We start from the raw sequence: 22,291 nt of genomic DNA on the forward strand, positions 1-22,291 counted from the left end.
GCAGCGCGGCATGGGCGATAAGCCCGGGGGCGCGGCGGCTGAATGGGCGGCCCGCCCGCGCGGCCGGTCCTCGGCGATAATGACGGAATCCTCACGCGGCGCCGGGTGTCATGCGCATTCATGCACCTGAGCAGTAGTCGAACGAGCCGCGGAGTGACACAATACTAGACCGCCCAGTTCTGAAAAACTTAGTCCAACTGAGTTCAGCCAGCCGGCGCGAAATTAACCTGTTCGTTATTTGTTAACGGTGGCGATGTCGGATTCCGCTTCCCCTGTCGTGCAGTTGTCCGGCGTCCGCATCGACCGTGGCGGGCGCACGATCCTGCGCGACGTTTCGCTCGACGTGCCGCGCGGCAGCATCACCGCGGTGCTCGGCCCGTCGGGCAGCGGCAAGTCCACGCTGCTGGCGGCCCTGACCGGCGAGCTGCGCCCTGCCGCCGGCACGCTGGCCCTGTTCGGCGCGCCGATCCCGACCGGCACGCGCGCGCTGCTGGAGACCCGCCGCAACGTCGGCGTGCTGCTGCAGGGCAACGGCCTGCTGACCGACCTCACCGTGGCCGAGAACGTGGCGCTGCCGCTGCGCACCCACACCCGGCTGCCCAAGGCGCTGATCGCGCGCATCGTGCAGATGAAGCTGCACGCGGTCGGCCTGCTCGCCGCCGCCGATGCCTGGCCGCGCGAGCTGTCCGGCGGCATGGCCCGGCGCGTCGCGCTGGCCCGCGCGCTGGCGCTGGACCCGCCGTTGATGATCTACGACGAGCCGCTGACCGGGCTGGACCCGATCGCCTCGGGCGTGATCATGAGCCTGATCCAGCGCCTCAACGACAGCCTGGGGCTGACCAGCATCATCGTCAGCCACCACGTCCACGAGACGTTGCCGATCTGCGACCAGGCAGTGGTGATCGCCAACGGCGGCATCGTGTTCTCGGGCACGCCGGCGCAGCTGGAAGCCAGCGCCGATCCGCTGGTGCGGCAGTTCCTGCACGGCCAGCCGGACGGTCCGATCCCGTTCGACGCCGCCGCGCGCACGACCAGGAGCGCCGCCTGATGGCCTTCGCCGAATCGATCCGCTCGCTCGGCCGCGCCGGCCTGTTCTCGCTGACGGTGGCGCGCGGCTCGCTGCCCACCGCCGACTTCCTGGCCGAGCTGACCCGCGAGATCTACAAGATCGGCGCGCGCTCGCTGCCGATCATCGCGGTGGGCGGCGCCTTCGTCGGCCTGGTGCTGACCCTGCAGGGCTACCGCACGCTGACCACGTTCGGCGCGTCCGACGCGCTGTCCACGCTGCTGGGGCTGTCGCTATACCGCGAGCTGGCGCCGGTGCTGACCGCGCTGCTGTTCATCGGCCGCGCCGGCAGCTCGATCGCCGCCGAGCTGGGCCTGATGCGCGCCACCGACCAGATCAAGGCGCTGGAGCTGATGGCGATCGACCCGGTCGCCAAGGCGGTGGCGCCGCGCTTCTGGGCCGCGGTGCTGACCGTGCCGCTGCTGACCGCGGTGTTCTGCTCGCTGGCGATCAGCGGCGGCTACTTCGAGGCGGTGCACGTGCTCGGCGTGGACAACGGCACGTTCTGGTCGGGCCTGCGCAACAGCGTGGACCTGTGGGACGACTTCGGCGTGGCGCTGCTCAAGTCGGCGATCTTCGGCGGCACCGCCGCGCTGGTCGCCGCCTACGTCGGCTTCCATGCCGAGCCGACCATCGAGGGCACCTCGGTGGCGACCACCCGCGCGGTGGTCAACGCCTCGCTGCTGGTGCTGATGTTCAACTTCGTGCTCTCCGCATTGCTGTTCCAATGAGGCGGGCCCGGATGCGGCGAGTCCCTCGCAAGAACCCGCGCGTCCACGCGCGGGAACTCAATGAAAAGCCCGCTGCGGCGCATGTCGCGGCGGCAGTTGGACGAAAGGTGGAATGACATATGGCCATGCGTGGACCACGACTCGAATTCGCCGTCGGCGCCTTCCTGCTGCTGACCCTGGCCTCGCTGCTGGTGCTGGCGGTGGCCTCGACCAACCAGCGCTGGGGCCTGGGTTCGGACGGGTACGACCTGACCGCCCGCTTCACCCAGATCGGCCAGCTCAAGAAGCAGGCGCCGGTGCGCATCGGCGGCGTCAACGTCGGCCAGGTCAGCAACATCACGCTCGACCCGAAGACCTTCGAGTCGGTGGTGACGCTGAGCCTGGACGGGCGCTACAAGGACCTGCCGGCCGACACCTCCGCCGGCATCTTCACCAGCGGCCTGCTCGGCGAGAGCTACATCGGCCTGCAGCCCGGCGGCGACCCCGACGTGCTCAAGCCCGGCGACGAGATCGCCTTCACCCAGCCGGCCGTGGACCTGATCCAGCTGGTCGGCAAGTACATGTTCAGCGGCGGTGGCGGTAACTCCGCGTCAGGCGAAGCGCCTGCCGCGTCCGACGCGACCACGCCCTCTTCCACGGAGCCCCACAAATGAAGACCCCGTTGCTTTCGACCGTACTGGCCGCGGCGCTGTTCGCCGCCGCGCCGACCGCCGCGTTCGCCCAGGCCGCCCCGGCCGCGGCCGCCAGCCAGGGCGCGGCCACCAAGACCGTGATCGACGCCAGCAGCAACGTACTGACCACGCTGCAGCAGCGCCGCGCCGAGTTCAAGCAGAACCCGGCCGCGCTGCGCCAGTACATCGACACCCAGCTCAACCAGCTGTTCGACCGCGACTACGCCGCCCGCCTGGTGCTGGGCGTGCACGGCCGCGGCGCCTCCGACGCCGACGTCAAGCTGTTTGCCGACGCGATGGCCGACAGCCTGATGCAGCGCTACGGCTCGGCGCTGCTGAGCTTCGAGGGCAAGCCGACCTTCCGCGGCAAGTCGGAGACCGCGCTGCCGGGCAACCGCGGCGTGAAGGTGTCCACCGAGCTGCTGCGCCAGGGCGACGACCCGACCCCGGTCGACTACCTGATGCGCAACGTCAACGGCCAGTGGAAGATCTTCGACGTGGTCATCGAGGGCATTTCCTACGTGCAGACCTTCCGCAACCAGTTCGATGCCCCGCTGCGCCAGAAGGGCATCGCCGAGGTCGCCAAGGAACTGCGCAGCGGCACCCTGGCCGCGCAGCCGGCGAACAATGGCAAGTAACGACGCCCGGCTGTACCGCGAAGGCGACGCGCTGCTCGCCACGGGCACGCTCGACCGCGCCGCGGCCACCGCGCTGTGGCCGCAGCTGGCCGGGCTGCTGGACGGCGCCGCGCGGCTCGACCTGGGCGGCGTCACCCGGCTGGACAGCGCCGGCCTCGCGTTGCTGGCCGAAGCCGCCGCGCGGCTGCGTTCGCGCCGGGGCGGCGACGTCGCCGTGCTCGGCACGCCTCCCGGCCTGGAGGAACTGCGGGCCGCCTACCGTCTCTCGCCCACCCTGGATTTCCAGGCCTGACCGGAACCGACATGAACGTCCTCCGCCCCCTCGTTCTCGTCCCGCTGCTGTTGCTGGCGGCCTGCGCCGGCCAGGCGCCGAAATCCGCGCCGCCCGCGGCGGCCTCGGTCGTCGCCGCGCCCGCGGCGGAGGCGACGCCGGCGGCGGAGGCCCCCGCATCCGCCCCGGCCGACGCGGGTGAAGCGCCTGCGGCCGCCGCACCGGCGGAGGCGCCATCGGCCAGCGCTGCCGGCACCGCACCGACCGCGGCCGAAGACGACTATGCCGCGCTGTACGGCGGGCCGGCGCCGAGCGCCTCGGCCGACGCCGCGCCGGCCGGCCAGGTCGCCTACGATCCGTGGGAGCGCTACAACCGCGGCATGCACCGCTTCAACCTGGCGGTGGACAAGTATTTCGCGCGGCCGGTGGCGACCGCGTACGTCAACGTCACGCCCGAGCCGGTGCGCCTGGGCGTGACCAACTTCTTCGACAACCTGCGCTCGCCGGTGACCCTGGTGAACCAGTTGCTGCAGGGGCACCCGGTCAGGGCGCTGCAGACGCTGGGCCGGTTCGTGATGAACACCACGCTGGGCATCGGCGGCCTGTTCGACCCCGCCAGCGCCGCCGGCATCCCGCGCGGCAACGGCGACTTCGGCCAGACCCTGGGCGTGTGGGGCTGGCGCAACTCGCGCTACTTCGAGCTGCCGTTCTTCGGCCCGCGCACGCTGCGCGACACCTTCGGCCTGGCCGGGGACATGCCGCTCTCGCCGCTGCGCCAGGTCGAGAACGACAAGGTCCGCATCGGCCTGCAGGGCGTCCAGCTGGTCAACACGCGCGCGCGCCTGCTGTCGCTGGACGAGATGCGCAACGAGGCGCCCGACGAGTACGCGCTGACCCGCGACGCCTGGCTGCAGCGCCGCAACTACCAGATCCAGCAGAGCCTGCACCGCAACCAGAAGGATGGCGAGCAGTTGCCGGACTACCTGCGCGACGACAACACCGTGCCGGCGGATGCGATGCCGGTACCGCAGTGGGGTGGTTGATCCTGTCGCCAGGAAGGACCCGCAGAAAAGCCCGGGAGCGATCCCGGGCTTTTTCGTGGGTCCCTCACAAGAGCAGCGCACATCCATGTGCGCGGACTTGTCTGGGTTCTTCGCGGCGCCGCGCATTCCTGTGCGGGTGTCCCCTGCCGGGCTGTGATGTTGTGGGAGGGACTTTGGTCGCGACGTGCCGTACCGGTAGCGCGTCGGGCTGAGGTCCCTCCGGCAAGGAAGCCCTTCCGGCCGCCAGGCCCTTGCTGCAACGTTGCGCGTTTACGCCGCCAGCGCGGCGTCGATCGCCCCGCGCAGGCGCGCATCGTCGGCGTCCACGTCCGGCGCGAAGCGACCGACCACCCGGCCGTCCTTGCCGACCAGGAACTTCTCGAAGTTCCACAGCACGCCCGGCGCCGGGTTGGCCTCGATGCCCAGGCCCTGCAGGCGCTCGCGGAACGGACCTTCGCCCGCCGCTTCCGGCTGCGCGGCGATCAGCTCGCGATACAGCGGATGGGTCTGCTCGCCGGTGACCGCGATCTTGGAGAACATCGGGAAGGTGACGTCGTAGGTCAGCGTGCAGAACTGCTTGATCTCCTCCTCGCTGCCCGGCTCCTGGCCCTTGAAGTCGTTGGCGGGAAAGCCCAGCACTTCGAAGCCGGTGCCCTGCTTCTCGCGATAGAGCCGCTCCAGCCCCTCGTACTGCTTGGTCAGGCCGCACTTGGAGGCGACGTTGACCACCAGCAGCACCTTGCCGGCGTGGTCGGCGAGCGTGGCCGGGGCGCCGTCGATGGTGGTCAGGGGAATGGCTTGGATCGGGGTGGACATGCAGGGGACTCCAGGTAGAGGGATTGCGGCGACAGGATAAACCCGGCGCCGCGCATTTCCGCGCGGCGCCGGGACGATCAACCTTCGGTTTCGTCGTCGGCAGCGGCCGGTTCGTCGAGCGCGGCGTCTTCGCCCAGCAGCGCGCGCGAGTCGTCCGCCGACAGCGATTCCACGCCGCGCAGGCGGCGCTCGATGGTGCGGGTCTTGCGGCTGGCCTCGCCGAGGCTCTTGCCGACGGTGTTGATCTGCTTCTCGGCCTTCTCGAGGATGCCGGCGAACTTGCCGAACTCGCTCTTGACCGCGCCGAGCAGGCTCCACACCTCGCTGGAGCGCTGCTCGATCGCGAGCGTGCGGAAACCCATCTGCAGGCTGTTGAGCAGCGCGGTGACCGTGGTCGGGCCGGCCACGACCACCCGGTGCTCGCGCTGCAGCAGGTCGACCAGGCCGGGGCGGCGGATGACTTCCGCGTACAGGCCCTCGGTGGGCAGGAACATCACCGCGAAGTCGGTGCTGTACGGCGGCACGATGTACTTGTCGCCGATCGACTTGGCCTGCACGCGGATCGCGCGCTCCAGCTGCGCGCCGCTGGCGAGCACCTGCTCCTGGTCGCCCTGCTCCTGCGCGTCGAGCAGGCGCTCGTAGTCCTCGCGCGGGAACTTGGAGTCGATCGGCAGCCACACCGGCGCGTCGTCGCGGCCGCGCCCGGGCAGGCGCACCGCGAAGTCCACCGCCTCGGCGCTGTCGGCGCGCAGGCGCACGCCGCGCGCGTACTGCTCCTGGGTCAGGGTCTGCTCGAGGATGTTCTCCAGCTGCACCTCGCCCCAGCCGCCGCGGGTCTTGACGTTGCTCAGCACGCGCTTGAGGTCGCCCACGCCGGTGGCCAGCTGCTGCATCTCGCCGAGCCCGCGCTGCACCTGCTCCAGGCGCTCGGACACCAGCTTGAAGCTCGAGTCCAGGCGCTGGTTGAGCGTGCTCTGCAGCTTCTCGTCGACGGTGGCGCGCATCTGCTCGAGCTTGGCCGCGTTGTCGTTCTGCAGGGCCTGCAGCTGCTGCTCGAGCGTGGCGCGCATCTCGCCGATGCGCAGCTCGTTGCGCTGGGTCAGCTCGAGCAGGCGCTGGTCGAGCGACCCGGCGAAGCGCTGCTGCGACTCGCCGGCTTCCTGGCGGCCGCGGCGCGCGTCCTCGGTCAGGGTTTCGCGCAGCTGGTCCAGGCGCGCATCGGTGCGGGTGGACAGGTCGGCGAGGCTGCGGGCGAAGGCGTCCAGCCGCACTTCCTGGTGGCGCGCGAACGATTCGAGCTGCTCGCGCAGTTCGCCGCGGCCGGCGCGCGCCTCCTCGCGCAGCGATCGTTCGAGGCGGGTGCCGTCCTGGCGGCGCAGCAGCGCCGCGATCTGCAGCACGATGACGGCACAGAGCAGGCCGCCGAGGATCATCGATTCGGGAGTCATGCCGCCAGTGTAGCGGCGCGCGTCTCACCGGATGCGCCGGCTACACTGGCCGGCCCGTTCCCGGAGACCTGCCGTGCTGGAACTGTTGGGCCATTCGCGCTCGATCAACGTGCGCAAGGTGCTGTGGCTGCTGGACGAACTGGGCCTGCCGTTCGCCCACGACGAGGCGCCGGCGCCGGAAGCGCTGCGCGCGCTCAACCCGAACGCGCTGGTGCCGGTGCTGCGCGACGGCGCTTTCGTGCTGTGGGAATCCAACGCGATCTGCCGCTACCTGGCGGCGCGCGCCGGCCGCTTCGACCTGTTGCCGGCCGAGGCCGCGGCGCGGGCACGGGTGGAACAATGGATGGACTGGCAGGCGACCGATCTCAACGGCGCCTGGCGCTACGCGTTCATGGCCAAGGTGCGGCGCAGCGCGGCGCATGCCGACCCGGCCGCGATCGCCGCCAGCGAGGCGCAGTGGAACCGGCACATGCGCATCCTGGATGCGCAGCTGGCGCAAGGCGGGCCCTACGTGCTGGGCGCGGGCTTCACCCTGGCCGACATCGTGCTCGGGCTGTCGACCCAGCGCTGGCTGGCCAGCCCGATCGAGCGCCCGGCGCTGCCGGCGGTGCAGGCCTACCACGCGATTCTGGGCGAACGCCCCGGCTTCCGCCGCCACGGCGCCAACGGGATGCCCTGAGCCGCCGCGCGCGGCTGCGCTACGATGGCCGCCCCGCCGCCGCCGATCCCGTCGCGCGCCCGATGAAATCGTTCCTGTTGCTTTCGATGGCCATGCTGCCGGCCGCCCATGCGGCCACTCCGCCCACCCCGTCGCAGACCCTGACCTCGCCTGCGCCGCTGCCGGCGCACGATGCGCGGATCAAGGTGTTCCTCGCCGGCAGCATCGAGATGGGCAAGGCCGGCGACTGGCAGCAACAGGTGCAGGACGCGCTGCGCGACGAGGGCGTGCTGCTGCTCAACCCGCGCCGCCCCGACTGGAACCCGGCCTGGCGCGCCGAGGCCGACGAGCCGGAGTTCCGCCGCCAGGTGCAATGGGAGCTGGCGGCGCTGGAGCAGGCCGACCTGGTGCCGATGTACTTCGCGCCCGGCACGCAGAGCCCGATCACGCTGCTGGAGTTCGGCCTGTACGCACGCTCCGGCAAGCTGCTGGTATCGGCACCGGCGGGGTTCTGGCGCAAGGGCAACCTGGACATCACCGGCGATCGCTACGGGGTGCCGCGCTACGACTCGCTGGAGGCGCTGATCGCGGCGCTGCGCGAGCGCATCCATGCGCTGCGCCGGGCCCGCGCTACGGCGCCCTGAACCCCGGCGCGGCCGATGCCCGCGCCGGGTCGGGGCGCATCGCGCGGGCAGGAAGATCAGAAACCTTCCAGCACGATCTTGCCGCGGGCGCGGCCGCTCTCGATCAACGCGTGCGCGCGCCGCAGGTTCTCCGCGCTGATCTTCCCGTAGTGCTCGCCGAGCGTGGTGCGCAGCGTGCCGGCATCCACCAGCGACGCGACGCGTTCGAGCAGCTGGTGCTGGGCGATCATGTCCTCGGTGCCGAACAGCGGGCGGGTGAACATCAGTTCCCAGTGCAGCGAGATGCTCTTGCGCTTGAGCAGCAGCACGTCCAGCCCCGCCGGATCGTCGATCAGCGCGAACCGGCCCTGCGGCGCCAGCGCCTCGACGATCTGCGGGTAGTGCACGTCGGTATGGGTCACGCCGACGACCAGCGGCACCTGCTCGATGCCCAGGCGCCTGAGGCCCTGGGTCAGCGGCTCGCGGTGGTCGATCACGTGGTGCGCGCCGAGCGTGCGTACCCAGTCCTGGGTCTCCGGGCGCGAGGCGGTGCCGACCACGGTCAGCCGGGTCAGCTGGCGCGCGAGCTGCACCAGGATCGAGCCGACCCCGCCGCCGGCGCCGACCACCAGCAGGGTCTGGCCTTCGCCGCCGCCCTCGGCGACCCCCAGGCGGTCGAACAACAGCTCCCAGGCGGTGATCGCGGTCAGCGGCAGCGCCGCCGCGGCGGCATCGTCCAGGCTGCGCGGGGCATGGCCGACGATGCGCTCGTCCACCAGGTGGTACTCGGCGTCGCTGCCGGGGCGGGCGATCGAGCCGGCGTACCAGACCCGCTCGCCGGGCTTGAACAGGCTTACCTCGGTGCCGACCGCATCGACGATGCCGACCGCGTCCCAGCCGAGCACGCGCGGGGCCTCGGTGGCCATGTTGCGGCGGACCTTGGTGTCGACCGGGTTGACCGAGACCGCATGCACCTTGACCCGCAGGTCGCGCGGGCCCGGTTCGGGGACCGGCAGGTCGATCTCGACCAGGGCCTGCGGGTCGTCGATCGGCAGGCCGTGGCGGGTATAGGCGATGGCTTTCATGGCGGCACTCCAGGAGGGGGCAAAGCGGACATGGTCGGCCGTGCCGGTCGCGTCGGAAACCCGCAGAATGCACCAGCACTTTCATTGCTGGAGTGAAAATGATCCGGTTCGACGACCTTGCCCTGTTCGTCCGCACCGCGGCGTTGGGCAGCTTCTCGCGGGTGGCACGCGAGGTGGACCTGCTGCCGGGGCAGGTCAGCGCCGCGATCGCCCGGCTGGAACGCGAACTGGACCTGCGCCTGTTCGTGCGCACCACCCGCAGCCTGCGCCTGACCGCCGAGGGCGAGCAGTACCTGCCGTACGCGCAGCAGGTGCTGGACACGCTGCGCGAGGGCCGCGAACGCCTGGGCGGCGCCGATGCGGAGCTGCACGGGCTGCTGCAGATCGCCGCGCCGTCGGACCTGGGCCGCAACCTGCTGCTGCCGTGGCTGGGCGAGTTCCACCGCATGCACCCGCGCCTGAACCTGCGCCTGCACCTGTCCGACCAGGTCGCCGACGTGTTCCGCGATCCGGTGGACGTGGCGCTGCGGCTCGGCCGTTTCGACGAGGCGCGCTACGTGGCGCTGCCGCTGGCGCCGGAGAACCGCCGGGTGCTGGTGGCCTCGCCGGACTATCTGCGCCGGCACGGCCGCCCGGCGACGCCGGACGCGCTGCGCGAGCACGCCTGCCTGACCTACATGCTCGGCGGCCGCGCGCACGACCGCTGGAGCTTCGACCTCGACGGCCGCCGCCATACCGTCGACGTGCGCGGCGCGATGCTGTGCGACGACGCGGAGGTAGTGCGGCGCTGGGCGCTGGCCGGCGAAGGCATCGCCTACAAGTCGTGGCTGGACGTGGCCGAGGACGTCCAGGCGGGACGGCTGCAGGCGCTGTTCCCCGCGCACGGCGAAAGCGTGCCGCTGAATCTGGTGTGCCCGCACCGCAAGCAGTTCTCGCCGGCGATCCGGCAACTGCACGACCTGCTCGCGCTGCGCCTGCGCGAGCACCTGCGGCGTTTCCCGCTGCCGGGGTGATCGTTCCATCGTCATTCCCGCAAAAGCGGGAAGTGCTTTTCAGCAGCCGAAGCGCTTCACAACAGCCGAATGGCTGGTCATGGCTGATCATCCAAGGCCGTTCGGTCCGGCATCGCGATTGATGGGGCTATCCAGTCCAGGCTCGAATTGGAAGTGTTGCATCTGCCATGACAAAGCAACGCCCATGGACTCCCGCTTTCGCGGGAATGACGATGAAGGGATGGCGAAGACCGGAAAGGAAGTAAGAAGCAGCAAGTAGAGCGAAGGCTGCGACAGCGAAGCCTTCACGACGTACCATCGCTTTCCTCCCCACCGACCTCACCGCCATGCCGTGGATGGGCATCCAGAACCCATGGGCCTTCGCCGCCGCCGTGCTGGTGTTCCTGGCGCTGCCCGGCCCCGGCACCTTCACGCTGCTCACCGCGACCGGGCGCAGCGGCATCCGGGCCGGCTACACGACGCTGGCGGGGCTGCTGCTCGGCGACCAGGTGCTGATGTGGCTGGCGGTGGCGGGCGTCGCCGCGCTGCTGAAGGCCAACCCGCTGCTGTTCCATGGCGTGCAGTACCTGGGCATGGCCTACCTGATCTGGATCGGGCTGCAGTTGCTGTGCACGCCGAAGCCGGGCGCGCCGGCCGGCCTGGTCGCGCTCAAGCCAGGCCATTACTTCCGCCAGGGATTGCTGGTCACGCTGCTCAACCCGAAGGCGATCGTGTTCTACATGGCGTTCTTCCCGCTGTTCATCGACCCGGCCACGCATCGCGGCCTGCCCACCTTCGCGACCATGGCGGCGCTGATCGCGCTACTGGGAGTGGCCTGGTGCTCGCTGCTGATCCTGCTCGGCCATGCGCTGGCGCGGCGATTGTCGCGGCATCCGCGCACGGGCGCGTGGCTGCGGCGCGGCGCCGGGGTGTTCCTGGTCGGGTTCGGGGTGCGGCTTGGGATGAATGGGTAGTCGCTAAGCCGAACCTTCGTCATTCCCGCGAAAGCGGAAATCCATGGACGTTGTTCTTCGTAGGCTTAACGTCCTTGGATTCCCGCTTTCGCGGGAATGACGAGCAAAAACCAACGCGTTTGGCTTGCCCATTGTTCAATCGCGCGTGCTGATCTCCCACGTGGCATGGGCGACGCCGGGATGGCGCTCCAGTTCGTCGACCACCGCGTCCATCTCGTTCGGATCGACCGCGGTGCTGACCAGGGTGGCGACCACCTCGACCTGTTCCTCGCCGCGTTCGTGCAGTTCCACGTCGCCCACCGGGTAGTCGGCCGCCTCCAGGTGCTCGACCAGGCGTTCGCGCACGTGCGGCAGCGCCTCGGTGTCGGTGGTCAGGCGCACCTCGTAGGTGGCCTCGGTCGCGCGCTCGTTGATCGGGATGCGGTTGATCGCGTTGACCAGCGGCCGCAGCACGGTGTTGCCGGCGATCACCAGCCCGGTCAGCAAGGCGCCCTCGGCCAGCATGTCCGCGCCGGTGCAGCAGCCGACCGCGGCCGAGCACCACAGCGTGGCGGCGGTGTTGAGGCCGCGCACGTTCATGCCCTCCTTCATGATCACGCCGGCGCCGAGGAAGCCGACGCCGGAGACCACGTAGGAGATCACCCGCACCGCCTCGGCGTTGCCGGCGATGCGCATGCCGAGATCGACGAACGCCGCCGCGCCGACCGCGACCAGCACGCAGGTGCGCAGGCCGGCGGTGCGCTGGCGGTACTGGCGCTCGACGCCGATCAGGGTGCCGAGCACGAACGCGGCGGCCAGGCTGACCACGGTGTCGAGGAAGGGGCCCGCCTGGAAGGTCTCGATGAAACGCATGGTCGGCTCCGCTCTCAGGTCGGGTTGTCCAGGGTGAGCAGGCCGGCCTGCTCGTCGTAGGCGAAGTATTCGCCATAGCGCGCCCAGCTGATCACCGCGCGCAGGGTCTGCGCGGCATTGTCCTCGGACATGTGGTCCTCCAGCTCGTCGCTGAAGCGGCTCAGCGGCGCCTGGTGGCTGGCGCGGTCGTCGAGCACGCGGCGGATGTGCGCGGCCAGCGGCACGTAGGTCGCCAGCTGCTGGCTGAGCAGGTGCTTGCGCGCGTCGGTGCCGGCCTCGACGAAGCGCTGGCCGGTCGCGGTCAGGCGCAGGTCGCCGCCTTCCAGCTCGGCCAGCCGCAGCAGCTGCAGCACCTCGGCGATCGGGAACAGCTCGTCGATCTCCAGCTGCAGGCTGGCCGCCAGCGGCGGCAGGTCGGCCTGGCCGCGATAGGGCTCGGCGGCGACCGCTTCGAGCAGGCCGGCCAGCAGGTTCGGCGACACGCGCGGCAGCGTCATCGCGATGCCGGTGCCGGGGAACAGGCCCTCGCGCGCCGGCGCCGCCGGGCGCGCGGTCATGCGCGCATAGATGTCCTCGACCAGCGCGCGGAACGCGGGGTCGAGCCGGTTGCGCGGCTGCGGCAGCGCCACCGCGATCTCGCCGATCACCCGGCCCGGGTTGGAACCGAAGATCACGATGCGGTCGCACATCAGCACCGCCTCCTCGATGTTGTGGGTGACCATCAGGATCGACTCGATCGGCATGCGGCCCTCGCTCCACAGGTCGAGCAGGTCGGTGCGCAGGGTCTCGGCGGTGAGCACGTCCAGCGCCGAGAACGGCTCGTCCATCAGCAGCAGCCTGGGATGCACCACCAGCGCACGCGCCAGCCCGACGCGCTGGCGCATGCCGCCGGAGAGTTCCTTCGGGTAGGCGTTCTCGTAGCCGTCCAGGCCGATCAGGTCGATCGCCTCCAGCGCGCGGCGGCGGCGTTCCTCCGGCGCGACGCCGCGCGCCTCCAGGCCGACCTCGACGTTCTGCTGCACGGTCAGCCACGGGAACAGCGCGAAGCTCTGGAACACCATCGCCAGTTCGTCCGGGCCGCCGTCGCGGTAGGCGATCTCGCCGGCGCTCGGCTGCAGCAACCCGGCGATCGCGCGCAGCAGCGTGGACTTGCCCGAGCCGGAACGGCCGAGCAGCCCGACGATCTCGCCCGAGCGCAGGCTCAGGTCGACGTTCTCCAGCACCACCAGTTCGGCGGCACCCTTGTCGTAGGTCTTGCGCACGCCGCGCACGCTGACCAGCGGGCGCTCCAGGGCGAGGTTGGACACGTTCATCGGCAACTCCTGATCGAAAGCGGAAAGGTGGGTCAGTCCAGGCGCAGGCGGCGCTCGGCGTACACGTACAGGCGGCGCCACAGCGCGCGGTTGAAGGCGGTCACGAACAGCGACATCACCAGCACGCCGAGCACGACGCGCGGGAAATCGCCGGCGGCGGTGGCGCGGGCGATGTAGGCGCCCAGGCCGTAGGCCTCGACGTGCCTGTCGCCCCAGCTGGCCAGTTCGGCGACGATGCTGGCGTTCCAGGAGCCGCCCGAGGCGGTCAGCGCGCCGGTCAGGTAGTACGGGAAGATCCCCGGCAGGATCACCCGCCGCCACCATGTCCACGAGCGCAGCCGGTACACCTGCGCGGCCTCGCGCAGGTCGGTCGGGAACGCGCTGGCGCCGGCGATCACGTTGAACAGGATGTACCACTGGGTCCCGAGCACCATCAGCGGCGACAGCCAGATGTCCGGATCGGCGCCGGTGGCCACGATCGCCACCACCGCGAACGGGAACAGCACGTTGGCGGGGAACGCCGCCAGGAACTGCGCCAGCGGCTGGATGCGCTGCGCCAGCGCCGGGCGCAGCCCGATCCACACGCCGACCGGCACCCACACCAGCGAGGCCAGCGCGATCAGCACCGCCACGCGCAGCAGCGTGGCCAGGCCGCCGCCGACCGCCTCGCGCAGGTCGGCCAGGCCGAGCGTGCGGTGCGCATAGTCGAACACCAGCCAGGTGCCCGCCAGCGTCGCCGCCCCGATCGCGCCCAGCCACAGCCGGTCGCCCCATGCGCCGCCGCGCGGCGCGCGCCCGGCCCGTATGCGCGCACCGCGGCGGCGCGGCCAGCGCAGCATCAGCGCGCGCTGCCACAACGCCGCCACCGGCGCGGCCAGCCGGCGCAGCAGGCGGGTGCGGCGCAACAGGTCGTACAGCCACGAGCGCGGCACCACCTGGCTGGCGGTCTGCTCGACGCGGAACTTGTCGGCCCAGGCCACGATCGGGCGGAAGAACAGCTGGTCGTAGAGCACGATCAGCAGCGCCATCGCCAGTACCGCCCAGCCGACCGCGGCGAAATCCTGGCGCTCGATCGCCAGCGCGAGATAGGAGCCGATGCCCGGCAGCGTCACCGTGGTGTCGCCGACCGTGATCGCCTCGGAGGCGACCACGAAGAACCAGCCCCCCGACATCGACATCATCATGTTCCAGACCAGCCCCGGCGCGGCGAACGGCGCTTCCAGCCGCCAGAAGCGCAGCCACGGCGAGAAGCCGAAGCCGCGCGAGACTTCCTGCAGGTCGCCCGGCACGGTGCGCAGCGACTGGTAGAACGAGAACGCCATGTTCCAGGCCTGGCTGGTGAAGATCGCGAACACCGCCGCGCACTCCGCGCCGAGCTGGCGGCCCGGGAACAGGCCGAGGAAGAAGGTCACCGTGAAGCTGATGAAGCCCAGCACCGGCACCGACTGCAGGATGTCCAGCGCCGGCACGATCACCTTCTCGGCGCGGCGGCTCTTGGCCGCCCAGGTCGCGACCACGAAGGTGAACGCCAGCGAGGCCGCCATCGCCGCGAACATGCGCAGCGTCGTGCGCAGGCCGTACTCGGGCAGCTGCCACGGATCGAGCGACACCGCCTGCGCCGACAGCGCGGCCAGCGGCGCGCGCGCGTCCTCGGCGCCGTGCACCAGCAGTACGCCGAGCGCCAGCAGCAGCGCCATCGCGGCGAAGTCGTGGAGATTGGGCCATAGCCGCGGACGCGCGAGCGACGCCACGGGAGGTACGGAACGATCACGGAATGCGAAGGCCATGACGACGCCTCGGGAGGAAGTGACAGGATGGGGCCCGCTTATTGCGGGAGCAGGACGTTCAGGCCGAGCGTAAGCCAGCGCGTGCCATCGCCATCGGTGCGATGGCGGCCGGCGAGCAGGTCGAGGCTGGCGTTCGGGCCGAGCGCGCGGCGCAGGCCGAGTTGCCCGCCGGCGCCGCCGCGGTCGTCGCCGCGCAGTTCCGCGAGCAGTGTCCAGCGCGGATCGAGCACCCGTTCGAGGCCGATGCCGGCGGTCGCCGCGCGGCGTGCCCGGTCGGGCGCCTCCCAGCCCAGGTTGAGGTGGACCAAGTTCCGCTGCGCGGGATCGAGCGCGATGCTGGCCGGCAGCGCCAGCACCCAGCCCGGGCCCTGCCCCGGTTCGTGGCTGGCGCCCGCGGCGATGGCCAGGCCCCAGCCGCGCCCGTCGAACGCGCGCAGCACGCGCTTCAGCCCGAGCGACAGGCCGGCGCCCCCGGTGCCTGGATCGCGCCCGAGCACGCCCAGGCTGACCTCGGTGGCGGCCACGGTGCACGCCGGCACCGCCACGGCCTGGCGCTGCGCGCTTTCGCGGCGCAGCCAGCTTTCGACCTGGCAGCGGCCTTCGGGGGTGATCGCGGCGTCATCGATGTCCAGGCTGGCGCCGGCCCACGCGGCAACGGGCCAGGCCAACAGGACGACCGGCAACAGGACGAGCACGAACAAGGGCGGCATCGGCGACCTCCGTAATGCAAAGGCGCGCCAAAGACCGGCCTCCCGGGTATCCGGAAGAGGTTCGCTACAGCTGAGGGGGAATGCAGGCGTGGCGGTCGCCACGCACGAGGCCCCGGTCCCGAGTCACGGAACCGGCCCTGGAATCGGACGGTCCGTCGGCTCAGGCGCCGTATCGAGATCGACTACAAGATTCCAAGGAGGGGCCTCTGGAGCGGAAAAGGTGGCGCACGATAGGCCGATCGCCGGACCGCGTCAACCAAGCCGGGGCTTCATTTTCAAGGTGGGAATATCGACGTTCAGGGACGGCGGCGCGACGGCCGCGTTCCGGCCGGCCATGGCTTTGCTGCACTGCATTCGGCGAAACTCGCGCACTGTTCTTTTTTACCCGAGGTCCGAATGCAGTCCTGGCTCCGGCGCAAGCCCATCGATCAGGTCACCACGCACGAAGCCGGCCGGCGCCTGATCCCGACGCTCAGTTGGCCCCACCTGGTAGCGCTCGGCATCGGCGCCATCGTCGGAACCGGCATCTACACCCTGATCGGCGTCGGCGCCGACAAGGCCGGTCCCGCGGTGCTGCTGTCGTTCGTCGCCGCCGGCCTGGTCTGCGCCTGCGCGGCGCTGGCCTACGCCGAGATGGCCACGCTGATGCCGGCCGCCGGCAGCGCCTACACCTACAGCTACACCGCGCTCGGCGAGACCATCGCCTGGGTGGTCGGCTGGAGCCTGGTGCTCGAGTACTCGCTGGTGGTCAGCACTGTGGCGGTGGGCTGGTCTGGCTACTTCGTCGGCTTCCTGCAATGGGCCGGCGTGGACCTGCCGCACAAGCTCGTCGCCGGCCCCCACGCCGGCGGCGTCATCAACCTGCCGGCGGTGGCGATCACCTTCGTGGTGGCCGGCCTGTTGATGGCCGGCACCAAGGAAAGCGCCACGCTCAACGCGGTGCTGGTGGTGGTCAAGCTGGTCGCGCTGGCGGTGTTCGTGGCCTTGGCGCTGCCCGCGTTCAACGACGCCAACCTGCAGCCGTTCATGCCCTACGGCTTTCCCAAGTCGATCGGTCCCGACGGCGCCGAGCACGGCGTGATGGCCGCCGCGGCGATCATCTTCTTCGCCTTCTACGGCTTCGACGCGATCTCCACCGCGGCCGAGGAAACCAAGAATCCCGGCCGCGACCTGTCGATCGGCATCATCGGCTCGATGATCGGCTGCACGCTGATCTACGTGCTGGTGGCGCTGGCCGCGGTCGGCGCGATGAGCTACACGATCTTCGGCAAGAGCGCCGAGCCGCTGGCGCTGATCCTGCGCGAACTCGGCCACGGCAAGGCCGCCGCGGGGATCGGCATCGCCGCGGTGATCGCGCTGCCGACGGTGCTGCTGGCGTTCCTGTACGGCCAGAGCCGGATCTTCTTCGTGATGTCGCGCGATGGCCTGCTGCCGCGCGGGCTGTCCACGGTCAACCCGCGCACCGGCACGCCGATCGCGACCACGCTGTTCACCGCGATCCTGGTCGCGGCGCTGGCCGGCGTGGCGCGGCTGGACGAGATCGCCGCGCTCGCCAACGCCGGCACGCTGGCCGCGTTCATCGCGGTGGCCGCCTGCCTGCTGGTGCTGCGCAGGCGCGAGCCGCAGCGGGCGCGGCTGTTCCGCACGCCGCTGGCCTGGCTGGTCGGTCCGGTCGCGATCCTCGGCTGCCTGTACCTGTTCTGGAGCCTGCCGGGCAAGACCCAGCTGTGGTTCCTGGCCTGGAACGCGTTCGGGCTGGTGGTCTACCTGCTGTACGGGCGCGGGCACGCGCTGCTGGCGCGCAAGGGCTGAATATTGCGTCGTGGCGCCAAGCATCTGATCGATGAGGTGGAAGCCTTCATCAAACCGCATCATTCCCGCGAAAGCGGGAACCCATGGACTTTCGCATCGGAAAGGGCGCCGCTGAACGTCCTTGGGTTCCCGCTTTCGCGTGAATGACGAGGGAAAGATTTTCGGACCGATGGGATGGCGAGAAAATCAGTTCGCCCCATCCAGCGCGCGTCGCAGCGCCGCCACGACGGCGGCATCGGACGCCTGCCAGTCGTGTTCCAGGCCCTGCAGCGCGGGATTGCGCCAGCGCATCGCCGAGCGCACGACCTGCTTGGCCGAGGCATGCAGGTCGCGCACGCCGGTGCTGCGCGCGAGCGCGGCGATGTTGCCGGCGGTGACGCCGGCGCCGGCCATCACCTCGATGCGCCCGGCGGCCTGGCGCACCAATGCGGCGATCGTGTCCACGCCTTCCGGCGCGCTGGCGCGCGCGCCGGAGGTCAGCACGCGCCGGCAGCCGAGCGCGATGGCCTGCTCCAGCGCCTGCGCCGGATCGCGCGCGGCATCGAGGGCGCGGTGGAAGGTCACGTCCAATCCGGCGGCCGCATCGACCAAGCGCCGGCACAGCGCGACGTCGACGTTCCCGTCGGCGTCGAGCGCGCCGATCACCACGCCGTCGCAGCCCAGCCGCACGCACAGCTCGACGTCGCGCAGCATGGCCTCGGCTTCGTGCGGTGCGTAGAGGAAGTCGCCGGCGCGCGGCCGCACCAGCACGTGCAGGCCGATGCGCAGGCGTTCGCGCGCCAGCGCCAGCGTGCCGTACGACGGCGTGCAGCCGCCCTCGCCGAGGTTCTCGCACAGCTCGACGCGGTCGGCGCCGCCTTCCTGCGCGGCCAGCGCCGAGCCCAGCGAATTGGCGGCGATCTCCAGCCGCAGCGGGACCGGCGCGCTCATGCCTGCGTGGTGGCGTAGACCGAGGACGAATCGCGCAGGTCGTCCTGGCGCTGCGCGTCGCAGACCGCGTAGACGAAGCCCTGGTGCAGCGCGAACGCGCCGACCTCGCCGTGCTTGTTCAACGCGAGGAAGCAGACCTGCAAGGTCTTGCTGGCCTCCGGGCGCTTCTTTACCACCCGCGCGATGGCCTCGCGGCAGGCCTCGGCCGGCGAGCGGCCCTGGCGCATCAGCTCGACCACCAGGAAGCTGGCAGCGTTGCGGATCATCTCCTCGCCGACGCCCGACGCGGTGGCGCCGCCGACCTCGTTGTCGACGTACAGGCCGGCGCCGACGATCGGGCTGTCGCCGACGCGGCCGTGCAGTTTCCAGGCCATGCCGCTGGTGGTGCAGGCACCGGCGAGCCGGCCCTCGCGGTCGATCGCGAGCATGCCCAGGGTGTCGTGGTTCTGGCTGTTGCCCGGGATCAGCCGGCGCTCGGCGTTGATCTGCGGCTGGTACCTGGAGGTCTTGCGCCACGCCTCCCAGGCGCGCCTGGCCTCGGGCGTCAGCAATGGCTTCTTCGCGAACCCCTGCTCGACGGCGAACTGCTGCGCGCCCTCGCCCACCAGCAGCACGTGCGGGCTCTTCTCCATCACCGCGCGCGCCACCGAGATCGGGTGCTCGATGTCCTCGATCGCCGCGACCGCGCCGCAGCGCCCGTCGCCGTCCATGATGCTGGCATCCAGGGTCAGCACGCCGTCGCGGTCGGGATAGCCGCAATGGCCGACGGTCGGGTTGCACAGCTCGCTCTCGACCCAGCGCGCGCCGGCCTCGACCGCATCGAGCGCACTGCCGCCGGCCGCCAGCACCTTCCATGCGGCCTGGTTGGCCGGCACGCCGAAATCCCAGGTCGACACCACGCGGGCGCCGCCGGCGGTGGAGGAAGCACGCACGCGCGGAAGCGCGAGCGCGCCGGCCGCGGCCAGTCCGGCCTGCAGGAACTGCCTGCGATCGGTCATCGGGATCTCCTGTGGTTAGAGCGCGTCATGGACTTCGGGATGGATGCGAAGCGGCCTGGGGCGCGTCGAGACAAAGCATGCAACGCAGCATCGGCGCGCCCCACCCGGCACCGGCTCATCGCCGGCGGCCCGCGCATTTCCCCCAAGGTCCATGACACCCCCTGGAGGTCACGCGCCCGTGCCGCGGCGCCAGGCATGCCAGGCGGCCGCGCCGAGCACGCCGAGTTCGCCATGCTCCACGCGCCAGACCGGTACGTGCGCCAGCACTTCGCCGAGCACGCCCTTGGCCAGGAAGCGCTCGCGGAAGCTGCCTCGCAGCAGGAACGGCTCGATGTGCGCGGTGATGCCGCCGGCCAGGTACACGCTGCGCGCGCCGAAGGCGATCGCCAGGTCGCCGCACACGCTGCCGAGCCAACCGCAGAACACGTCCAGCGTCTCGGCGGCGAGCGCATCGCCGCCGCGCAGCGCGGCTTCGACCAGCTCGCTCGGCGTGTTCCAGCGCGGGGTCGCGCCGCGGATCTCGCACAGGCATGGATACAGGTTCATCAGCCCGGTGCCGGACAGCACGCGCTCGGTGTCCACGTGCGGCCAGCGCCGCATCAGCTTGCCGAGGATCTCCAGTTCCAGCGCGTTGGCCGGCGCCAGCGCCGAGTGTCCCGCTTCGCTGGCCAGCACCGGATGCTCGCCGTCGGGCAGGCGCAGCGCGGCGCCCAGGCCGGTACCGGGGCCGAGCACCAGCGCGGGCCACTGCAGGCTGCGCGGCTGCTCGCCATTGAGCGGCACCAGCGCCTGCGCCGGCACGTGCGCGATGGCGTGCGCCACCGCCTCGAAATCGTTCATCAGCTCCAGCCACGCCAACCCGGCCTCGCGGCGCGTGGCCTGCAGCGACACCGGCCACGGCAGGTTGGTGTTGACCAGGCGGTCGCCGTCGAGCACGCCGGCGATCGCCACGGTCGCGCCGTTCACGGCACGGCCCTCGGCCTGGCGGAAGTCGCGCAGGATCGACGCCAGCGAAGGATGCTCGGCGCAGGCGTAGCGGCGCAGCGCGAGGATGCGCGGCTCGCCGCGGCGGGGGATTTCCGCCAGCGCCACGCGCGCGAAGGTGCCGCCGACGTCGGCCGCGAGGATCGTCGATGCCGCCGCCGGCACGGGCGTATCGAAGGCCGGAGGAGCTGCCTCCGCCGCGGAGGGCTGCGACGCCGTATGGTCCATGCGCTGCTTCACTACCTTATTCGGGAAAGCGGCCGCGCCGCTCGTCTTCGTAGTCTAAGCGGACGGCGGCTTTCGGGGCCGGATGGCATGCGCAATTGTGCGATGGATCCCCTGCATCGAGGGAAGGCCCGCAGAAGCGGCGCGGCCGAGCCGCGACCGGGCTTTCCCCTGGAAGCCCGCCGCGGCTTGCCTCGCTCCTGCAGGGACACGCGCGTGGACAGGGAAAGTCCGTGCAGGTCAGCGCCGGCTGGCCGCCCAGTCCTGCGCCTGGCGCATCACCCGCAGCACGTTGCCGCCCCAGATGTCGGCGATCTGGCGCTCGCTGTAGCCCTTGCGCAGCAGCCAGGCGGTGATCTTGGGCAGGTCGCTCACGTCGCGCATGCCCTCCACGCCGCCGCCGCCGTCCCAGTCCATGCCGATGCCGACGTGCTCGGGGCCGACCAGGTCCAGCACGTGCTCGAAGTGGGCGAAGAAATCGTCCAGCGTGGCCTTGCGCACCGGATAGCGGGCGTCCAGCGCCTCCAGGTCGGCGGCCAGGCGGGCCCCGTCGGCCACCTTCATGTGTTCCCAGTCGCCGTACTTCGCCTGCAAGGCCGCCAGCGCCGCCTTGCGCTGCGGCGTGGCGCCGTCGTCGACCAGGTAGCCGCCGTAGGAGTTCATCTGGATCACGCCGCCGTGCTCGGCCAGCCGGCGCAGGCGCGCGTCGTCGAGGTTGCGCGGGTGGTCGTGGACCGCGCGGGCGCCGCTGTGCGAGAGCAGGATCGGCACCGGCGACATCGCGATCAGCTGGTCGAACACCGCGTCGGAGGCGTGCGACTGGTCGATCACGATGCCCAGCCGCTGCGCGCGCTCCACCAGCGCCTTGCCGGCCGGGCTCAGCCCGTGCCACTCCGGCCCCTTGGGATCGGTGGCCGAATCGGCGAACTCGTTGTTGGCGAAGTGCACCGTGCTGAGCAGGCGCAGGCCCTGCTTGTAATAGAAGTCCAGCAGCGTGGGGTCGGCGACCAGCGGGCTGGCGTTCTCCATGCTGATGAAGACCACGCGCTTGCCCTCGGCCTTGATCCGCGCCGCATCGTCGGCCGTGGTGGCCAACGCGAACTTGTCCGGGTGCGCGGCCAGCAGTTGCTTGATCACGATCAGGCGCTGCAGGCCGGCATCGCGCTCTTCGCGGTGCGCCCGGTCGCTGCGGTCGCCCTGGCCGGTGTAGATCGCCCAGAAGCCGCCGTCGAGTGCGCCCTGCAGCATGCGCGGGTAGTCCACCTGCGCGAGCGCGTTGCCGGCATGCGTGGCGAGCACGTCGAAGTCGGCGCGCTCGAAATTGGCCGGCGTGTCCAGGTGCGAATCCAGCGTCAGCAGTTTCTTCTGCAGTTCGGTGGCGCGTTGCAGTTCGGCCTGCGAGAACTCGACGGCACGGGCGGGCAGCGCGGCGGCCAGCGCCAGCGACAACGTCAGGGAAAGACTCAGCACTCGCGACATCGGCGGACGGTCCTTGAGGGGGTCCGGTCGATCATAACGGTGCGCTCCGCGCCGTGGGCGCCGATGGCAAGCGGCCCTAGCCGCTACCGCCAGCAGTTGTCGGTAGCGTCACTCGGTTGAGCGCGGGAGCGGCGCAAGCCGCCGCCAGCTTTCCCAAGGGTCCCCTGCGGGGATTCCCGCGGCAA

The 22,291-nt window shown here is 71.1% G+C and carries 22 protein-coding genes; 11 read left to right on the forward strand and 11 right to left on the reverse strand.

Annotated features, from left to right (window positions below; all coding sequences use genetic code 11):
* Positions 1-253 precede the first annotated feature (253 nt).
* The 6 genes from M3M27_RS19835 to M3M27_RS19860 all read left to right on the forward strand — a co-directional run bounded on the left by M3M27_RS19835 (position 254) and on the right by M3M27_RS19860 (position 4,420).
* Entirely contained in the window at positions 254-1,048 is a 795-nt protein-coding gene (locus tag M3M27_RS19835; RefSeq protein WP_140724362.1) for an ABC transporter ATP-binding protein, read from the forward strand.
* Positions 1,048-1,797, forward strand: coding sequence for an MlaE family lipid ABC transporter permease subunit (locus M3M27_RS19840; protein WP_140724365.1), 750 nt, complete (start codon positions 1,048-1,050; stop codon positions 1,795-1,797). The genes M3M27_RS19835 and M3M27_RS19840 overlap by 1 nt, the downstream gene beginning before the upstream one ends.
* A gap of 119 nt (positions 1,798-1,916) precedes the next feature.
* Positions 1,917-2,450, forward strand: coding sequence for an outer membrane lipid asymmetry maintenance protein MlaD (mlaD, locus tag M3M27_RS19845; RefSeq protein WP_140724368.1), 534 nt, complete (start codon positions 1,917-1,919; stop codon positions 2,448-2,450).
* Entirely contained in the window at positions 2,447-3,106 is a 660-nt protein-coding gene (locus tag M3M27_RS19850; RefSeq protein WP_140724371.1) for an MlaC/ttg2D family ABC transporter substrate-binding protein, read from the forward strand. The genes mlaD and M3M27_RS19850 overlap by 4 nt, the downstream gene beginning before the upstream one ends.
* Entirely contained in the window at positions 3,096-3,398 is a 303-nt protein-coding gene (locus M3M27_RS19855) for an STAS domain-containing protein (protein WP_434026735.1), read from the forward strand. Before M3M27_RS19850 ends, M3M27_RS19855 begins: the two co-directional genes overlap by 11 nt.
* An 11-nt stretch (positions 3,399-3,409) precedes the next feature.
* Positions 3,410-4,420 carry an MlaA family lipoprotein gene (locus tag M3M27_RS19860; protein ID WP_434026736.1) on the forward strand — a complete coding sequence of 337 codons (1,011 nt, stop codon included), beginning with the start codon at positions 3,410-3,412 and terminating at the stop codon, positions 4,418-4,420.
* 270 nt (positions 4,421-4,690) lie between these two features.
* Here M3M27_RS19860 and M3M27_RS19865 read toward each other — a convergent pair whose 3' ends face one another.
* Both M3M27_RS19865 and rmuC read right to left on the reverse strand, forming a co-directional pair.
* Positions 4,691-5,236 (reverse strand): glutathione peroxidase, encoded by a 546-nt coding sequence (locus M3M27_RS19865; protein WP_434026737.1) that lies wholly within the window; start codon positions 5,234-5,236, stop codon positions 4,691-4,693.
* 77 nt (positions 5,237-5,313) lie between these two features.
* Positions 5,314-6,684 (reverse strand): DNA recombination protein RmuC, encoded by a 1,371-nt coding sequence (gene rmuC, locus M3M27_RS19870; RefSeq protein WP_140724384.1) that lies wholly within the window; start codon positions 6,682-6,684, stop codon positions 5,314-5,316.
* 73 nt (positions 6,685-6,757) lie between these two features.
* Between rmuC and M3M27_RS19875 the strand changes: the two genes are divergently transcribed.
* The gene (locus M3M27_RS19875) at positions 6,758-7,363 is read left to right on the forward strand and encodes a glutathione S-transferase family protein (protein WP_434026739.1); all 606 of its coding nucleotides are present in this window, start codon (positions 6,758-6,760) and stop codon (positions 7,361-7,363) included.
* A gap of 62 nt (positions 7,364-7,425) precedes the next feature.
* On the forward strand, positions 7,426-7,986 hold the full coding sequence (locus M3M27_RS19880; protein ID WP_140724392.1) for a nucleoside 2-deoxyribosyltransferase domain-containing protein: 561 nt from the start codon (positions 7,426-7,428) through the stop codon (positions 7,984-7,986).
* A gap of 56 nt (positions 7,987-8,042) precedes the next feature.
* Here the strand turns inward: M3M27_RS19880 and M3M27_RS19885 are convergent, their stop codons facing one another.
* Complete coding sequence (locus tag M3M27_RS19885; protein WP_434026740.1) at positions 8,043-9,050, reverse strand: zinc-binding alcohol dehydrogenase family protein; 1,008 nt, start codon at positions 9,048-9,050, stop codon at positions 8,043-8,045.
* 98 nt (positions 9,051-9,148) lie between these two features.
* Between M3M27_RS19885 and M3M27_RS19890 the strand changes: the two genes are divergently transcribed.
* Both M3M27_RS19890 and M3M27_RS19895 read left to right on the forward strand, forming a co-directional pair.
* Positions 9,149-10,063, forward strand: a complete 915-nt coding sequence (locus M3M27_RS19890) for a LysR family transcriptional regulator (RefSeq protein ID WP_434026741.1) — start codon at positions 9,149-9,151, stop codon at positions 10,061-10,063.
* A 326-nt stretch (positions 10,064-10,389) separates the two neighbouring features.
* The gene (locus M3M27_RS19895; protein ID WP_434026742.1) at positions 10,390-11,016 is read left to right on the forward strand and encodes a LysE family transporter; all 627 of its coding nucleotides are present in this window, start codon (positions 10,390-10,392) and stop codon (positions 11,014-11,016) included.
* A 135-nt stretch (positions 11,017-11,151) separates the two neighbouring features.
* Here the strand turns inward: M3M27_RS19895 and M3M27_RS19900 are convergent, their stop codons facing one another.
* The 4 genes from M3M27_RS19900 to M3M27_RS19915 are packed head-to-tail and all read right to left on the reverse strand — an operon-like array spanning position 11,152 to position 15,678.
* Positions 11,152-11,868, reverse strand: a complete 717-nt coding sequence (locus M3M27_RS19900; protein ID WP_434026743.1) for an MgtC/SapB family protein — start codon at positions 11,866-11,868, stop codon at positions 11,152-11,154.
* A 14-nt stretch (positions 11,869-11,882) separates the two neighbouring features.
* Positions 11,883-13,181 (reverse strand): ABC transporter ATP-binding protein, encoded by a 1,299-nt coding sequence (locus tag M3M27_RS19905; protein ID WP_140724407.1) that lies wholly within the window; start codon positions 13,179-13,181, stop codon positions 11,883-11,885.
* 32 nt (positions 13,182-13,213) lie between these two features.
* Entirely contained in the window at positions 13,214-14,968 is a 1,755-nt protein-coding gene (locus M3M27_RS19910; RefSeq protein ID WP_434026744.1) for an ABC transporter permease, read from the reverse strand.
* Between the two features lie 38 nt (positions 14,969-15,006).
* Positions 15,007-15,678, reverse strand: coding sequence for a hypothetical protein (locus M3M27_RS19915; protein ID WP_434026745.1), 672 nt, complete (start codon positions 15,676-15,678; stop codon positions 15,007-15,009).
* A gap of 396 nt (positions 15,679-16,074) precedes the next feature.
* Here M3M27_RS19915 and M3M27_RS19920 point away from each other — a divergent pair, with 396 nt between their 5' ends.
* Entirely contained in the window at positions 16,075-17,490 is a 1,416-nt protein-coding gene (locus tag M3M27_RS19920) for an amino acid permease (protein ID WP_434026746.1), read from the forward strand.
* Between the two features lie 186 nt (positions 17,491-17,676).
* Here the strand turns inward: M3M27_RS19920 and M3M27_RS19925 are convergent, their stop codons facing one another.
* The 4 genes from M3M27_RS19925 to M3M27_RS19940 all read right to left on the reverse strand — a co-directional run bounded on the left by M3M27_RS19925 (position 17,677) and on the right by M3M27_RS19940 (position 22,106).
* On the reverse strand, positions 17,677-18,420 hold the full coding sequence (locus M3M27_RS19925) for a copper homeostasis protein CutC (RefSeq protein WP_434026747.1): 744 nt from the start codon (positions 18,418-18,420) through the stop codon (positions 17,677-17,679).
* Positions 18,417-19,418 (reverse strand): N(4)-(beta-N-acetylglucosaminyl)-L-asparaginase, encoded by a 1,002-nt coding sequence (locus tag M3M27_RS19930; protein WP_140724423.1) that lies wholly within the window; start codon positions 19,416-19,418, stop codon positions 18,417-18,419. Before M3M27_RS19930 ends, M3M27_RS19925 begins: the two co-directional genes overlap by 4 nt.
* A 168-nt stretch (positions 19,419-19,586) precedes the next feature.
* On the reverse strand, positions 19,587-20,630 hold the full coding sequence (locus M3M27_RS19935; RefSeq protein ID WP_434026748.1) for a glucokinase: 1,044 nt from the start codon (positions 20,628-20,630) through the stop codon (positions 19,587-19,589).
* Between the two features lie 237 nt (positions 20,631-20,867).
* A complete protein-coding gene (locus M3M27_RS19940; protein ID WP_434026749.1) occupies positions 20,868-22,106 on the reverse strand; it encodes a dipeptidase in 1,239 nt (412 codons plus the stop codon).
* Positions 22,107-22,291: the final 185 nt, after the last annotated feature.

Source organism: Xanthomonas boreopolis, from assembly GCF_046529185.1.
GTDB classification, from domain to species: Bacteria; Pseudomonadota; Gammaproteobacteria; order Xanthomonadales; family Xanthomonadaceae; genus Pseudomonas_S; species Pseudomonas_S boreopolis.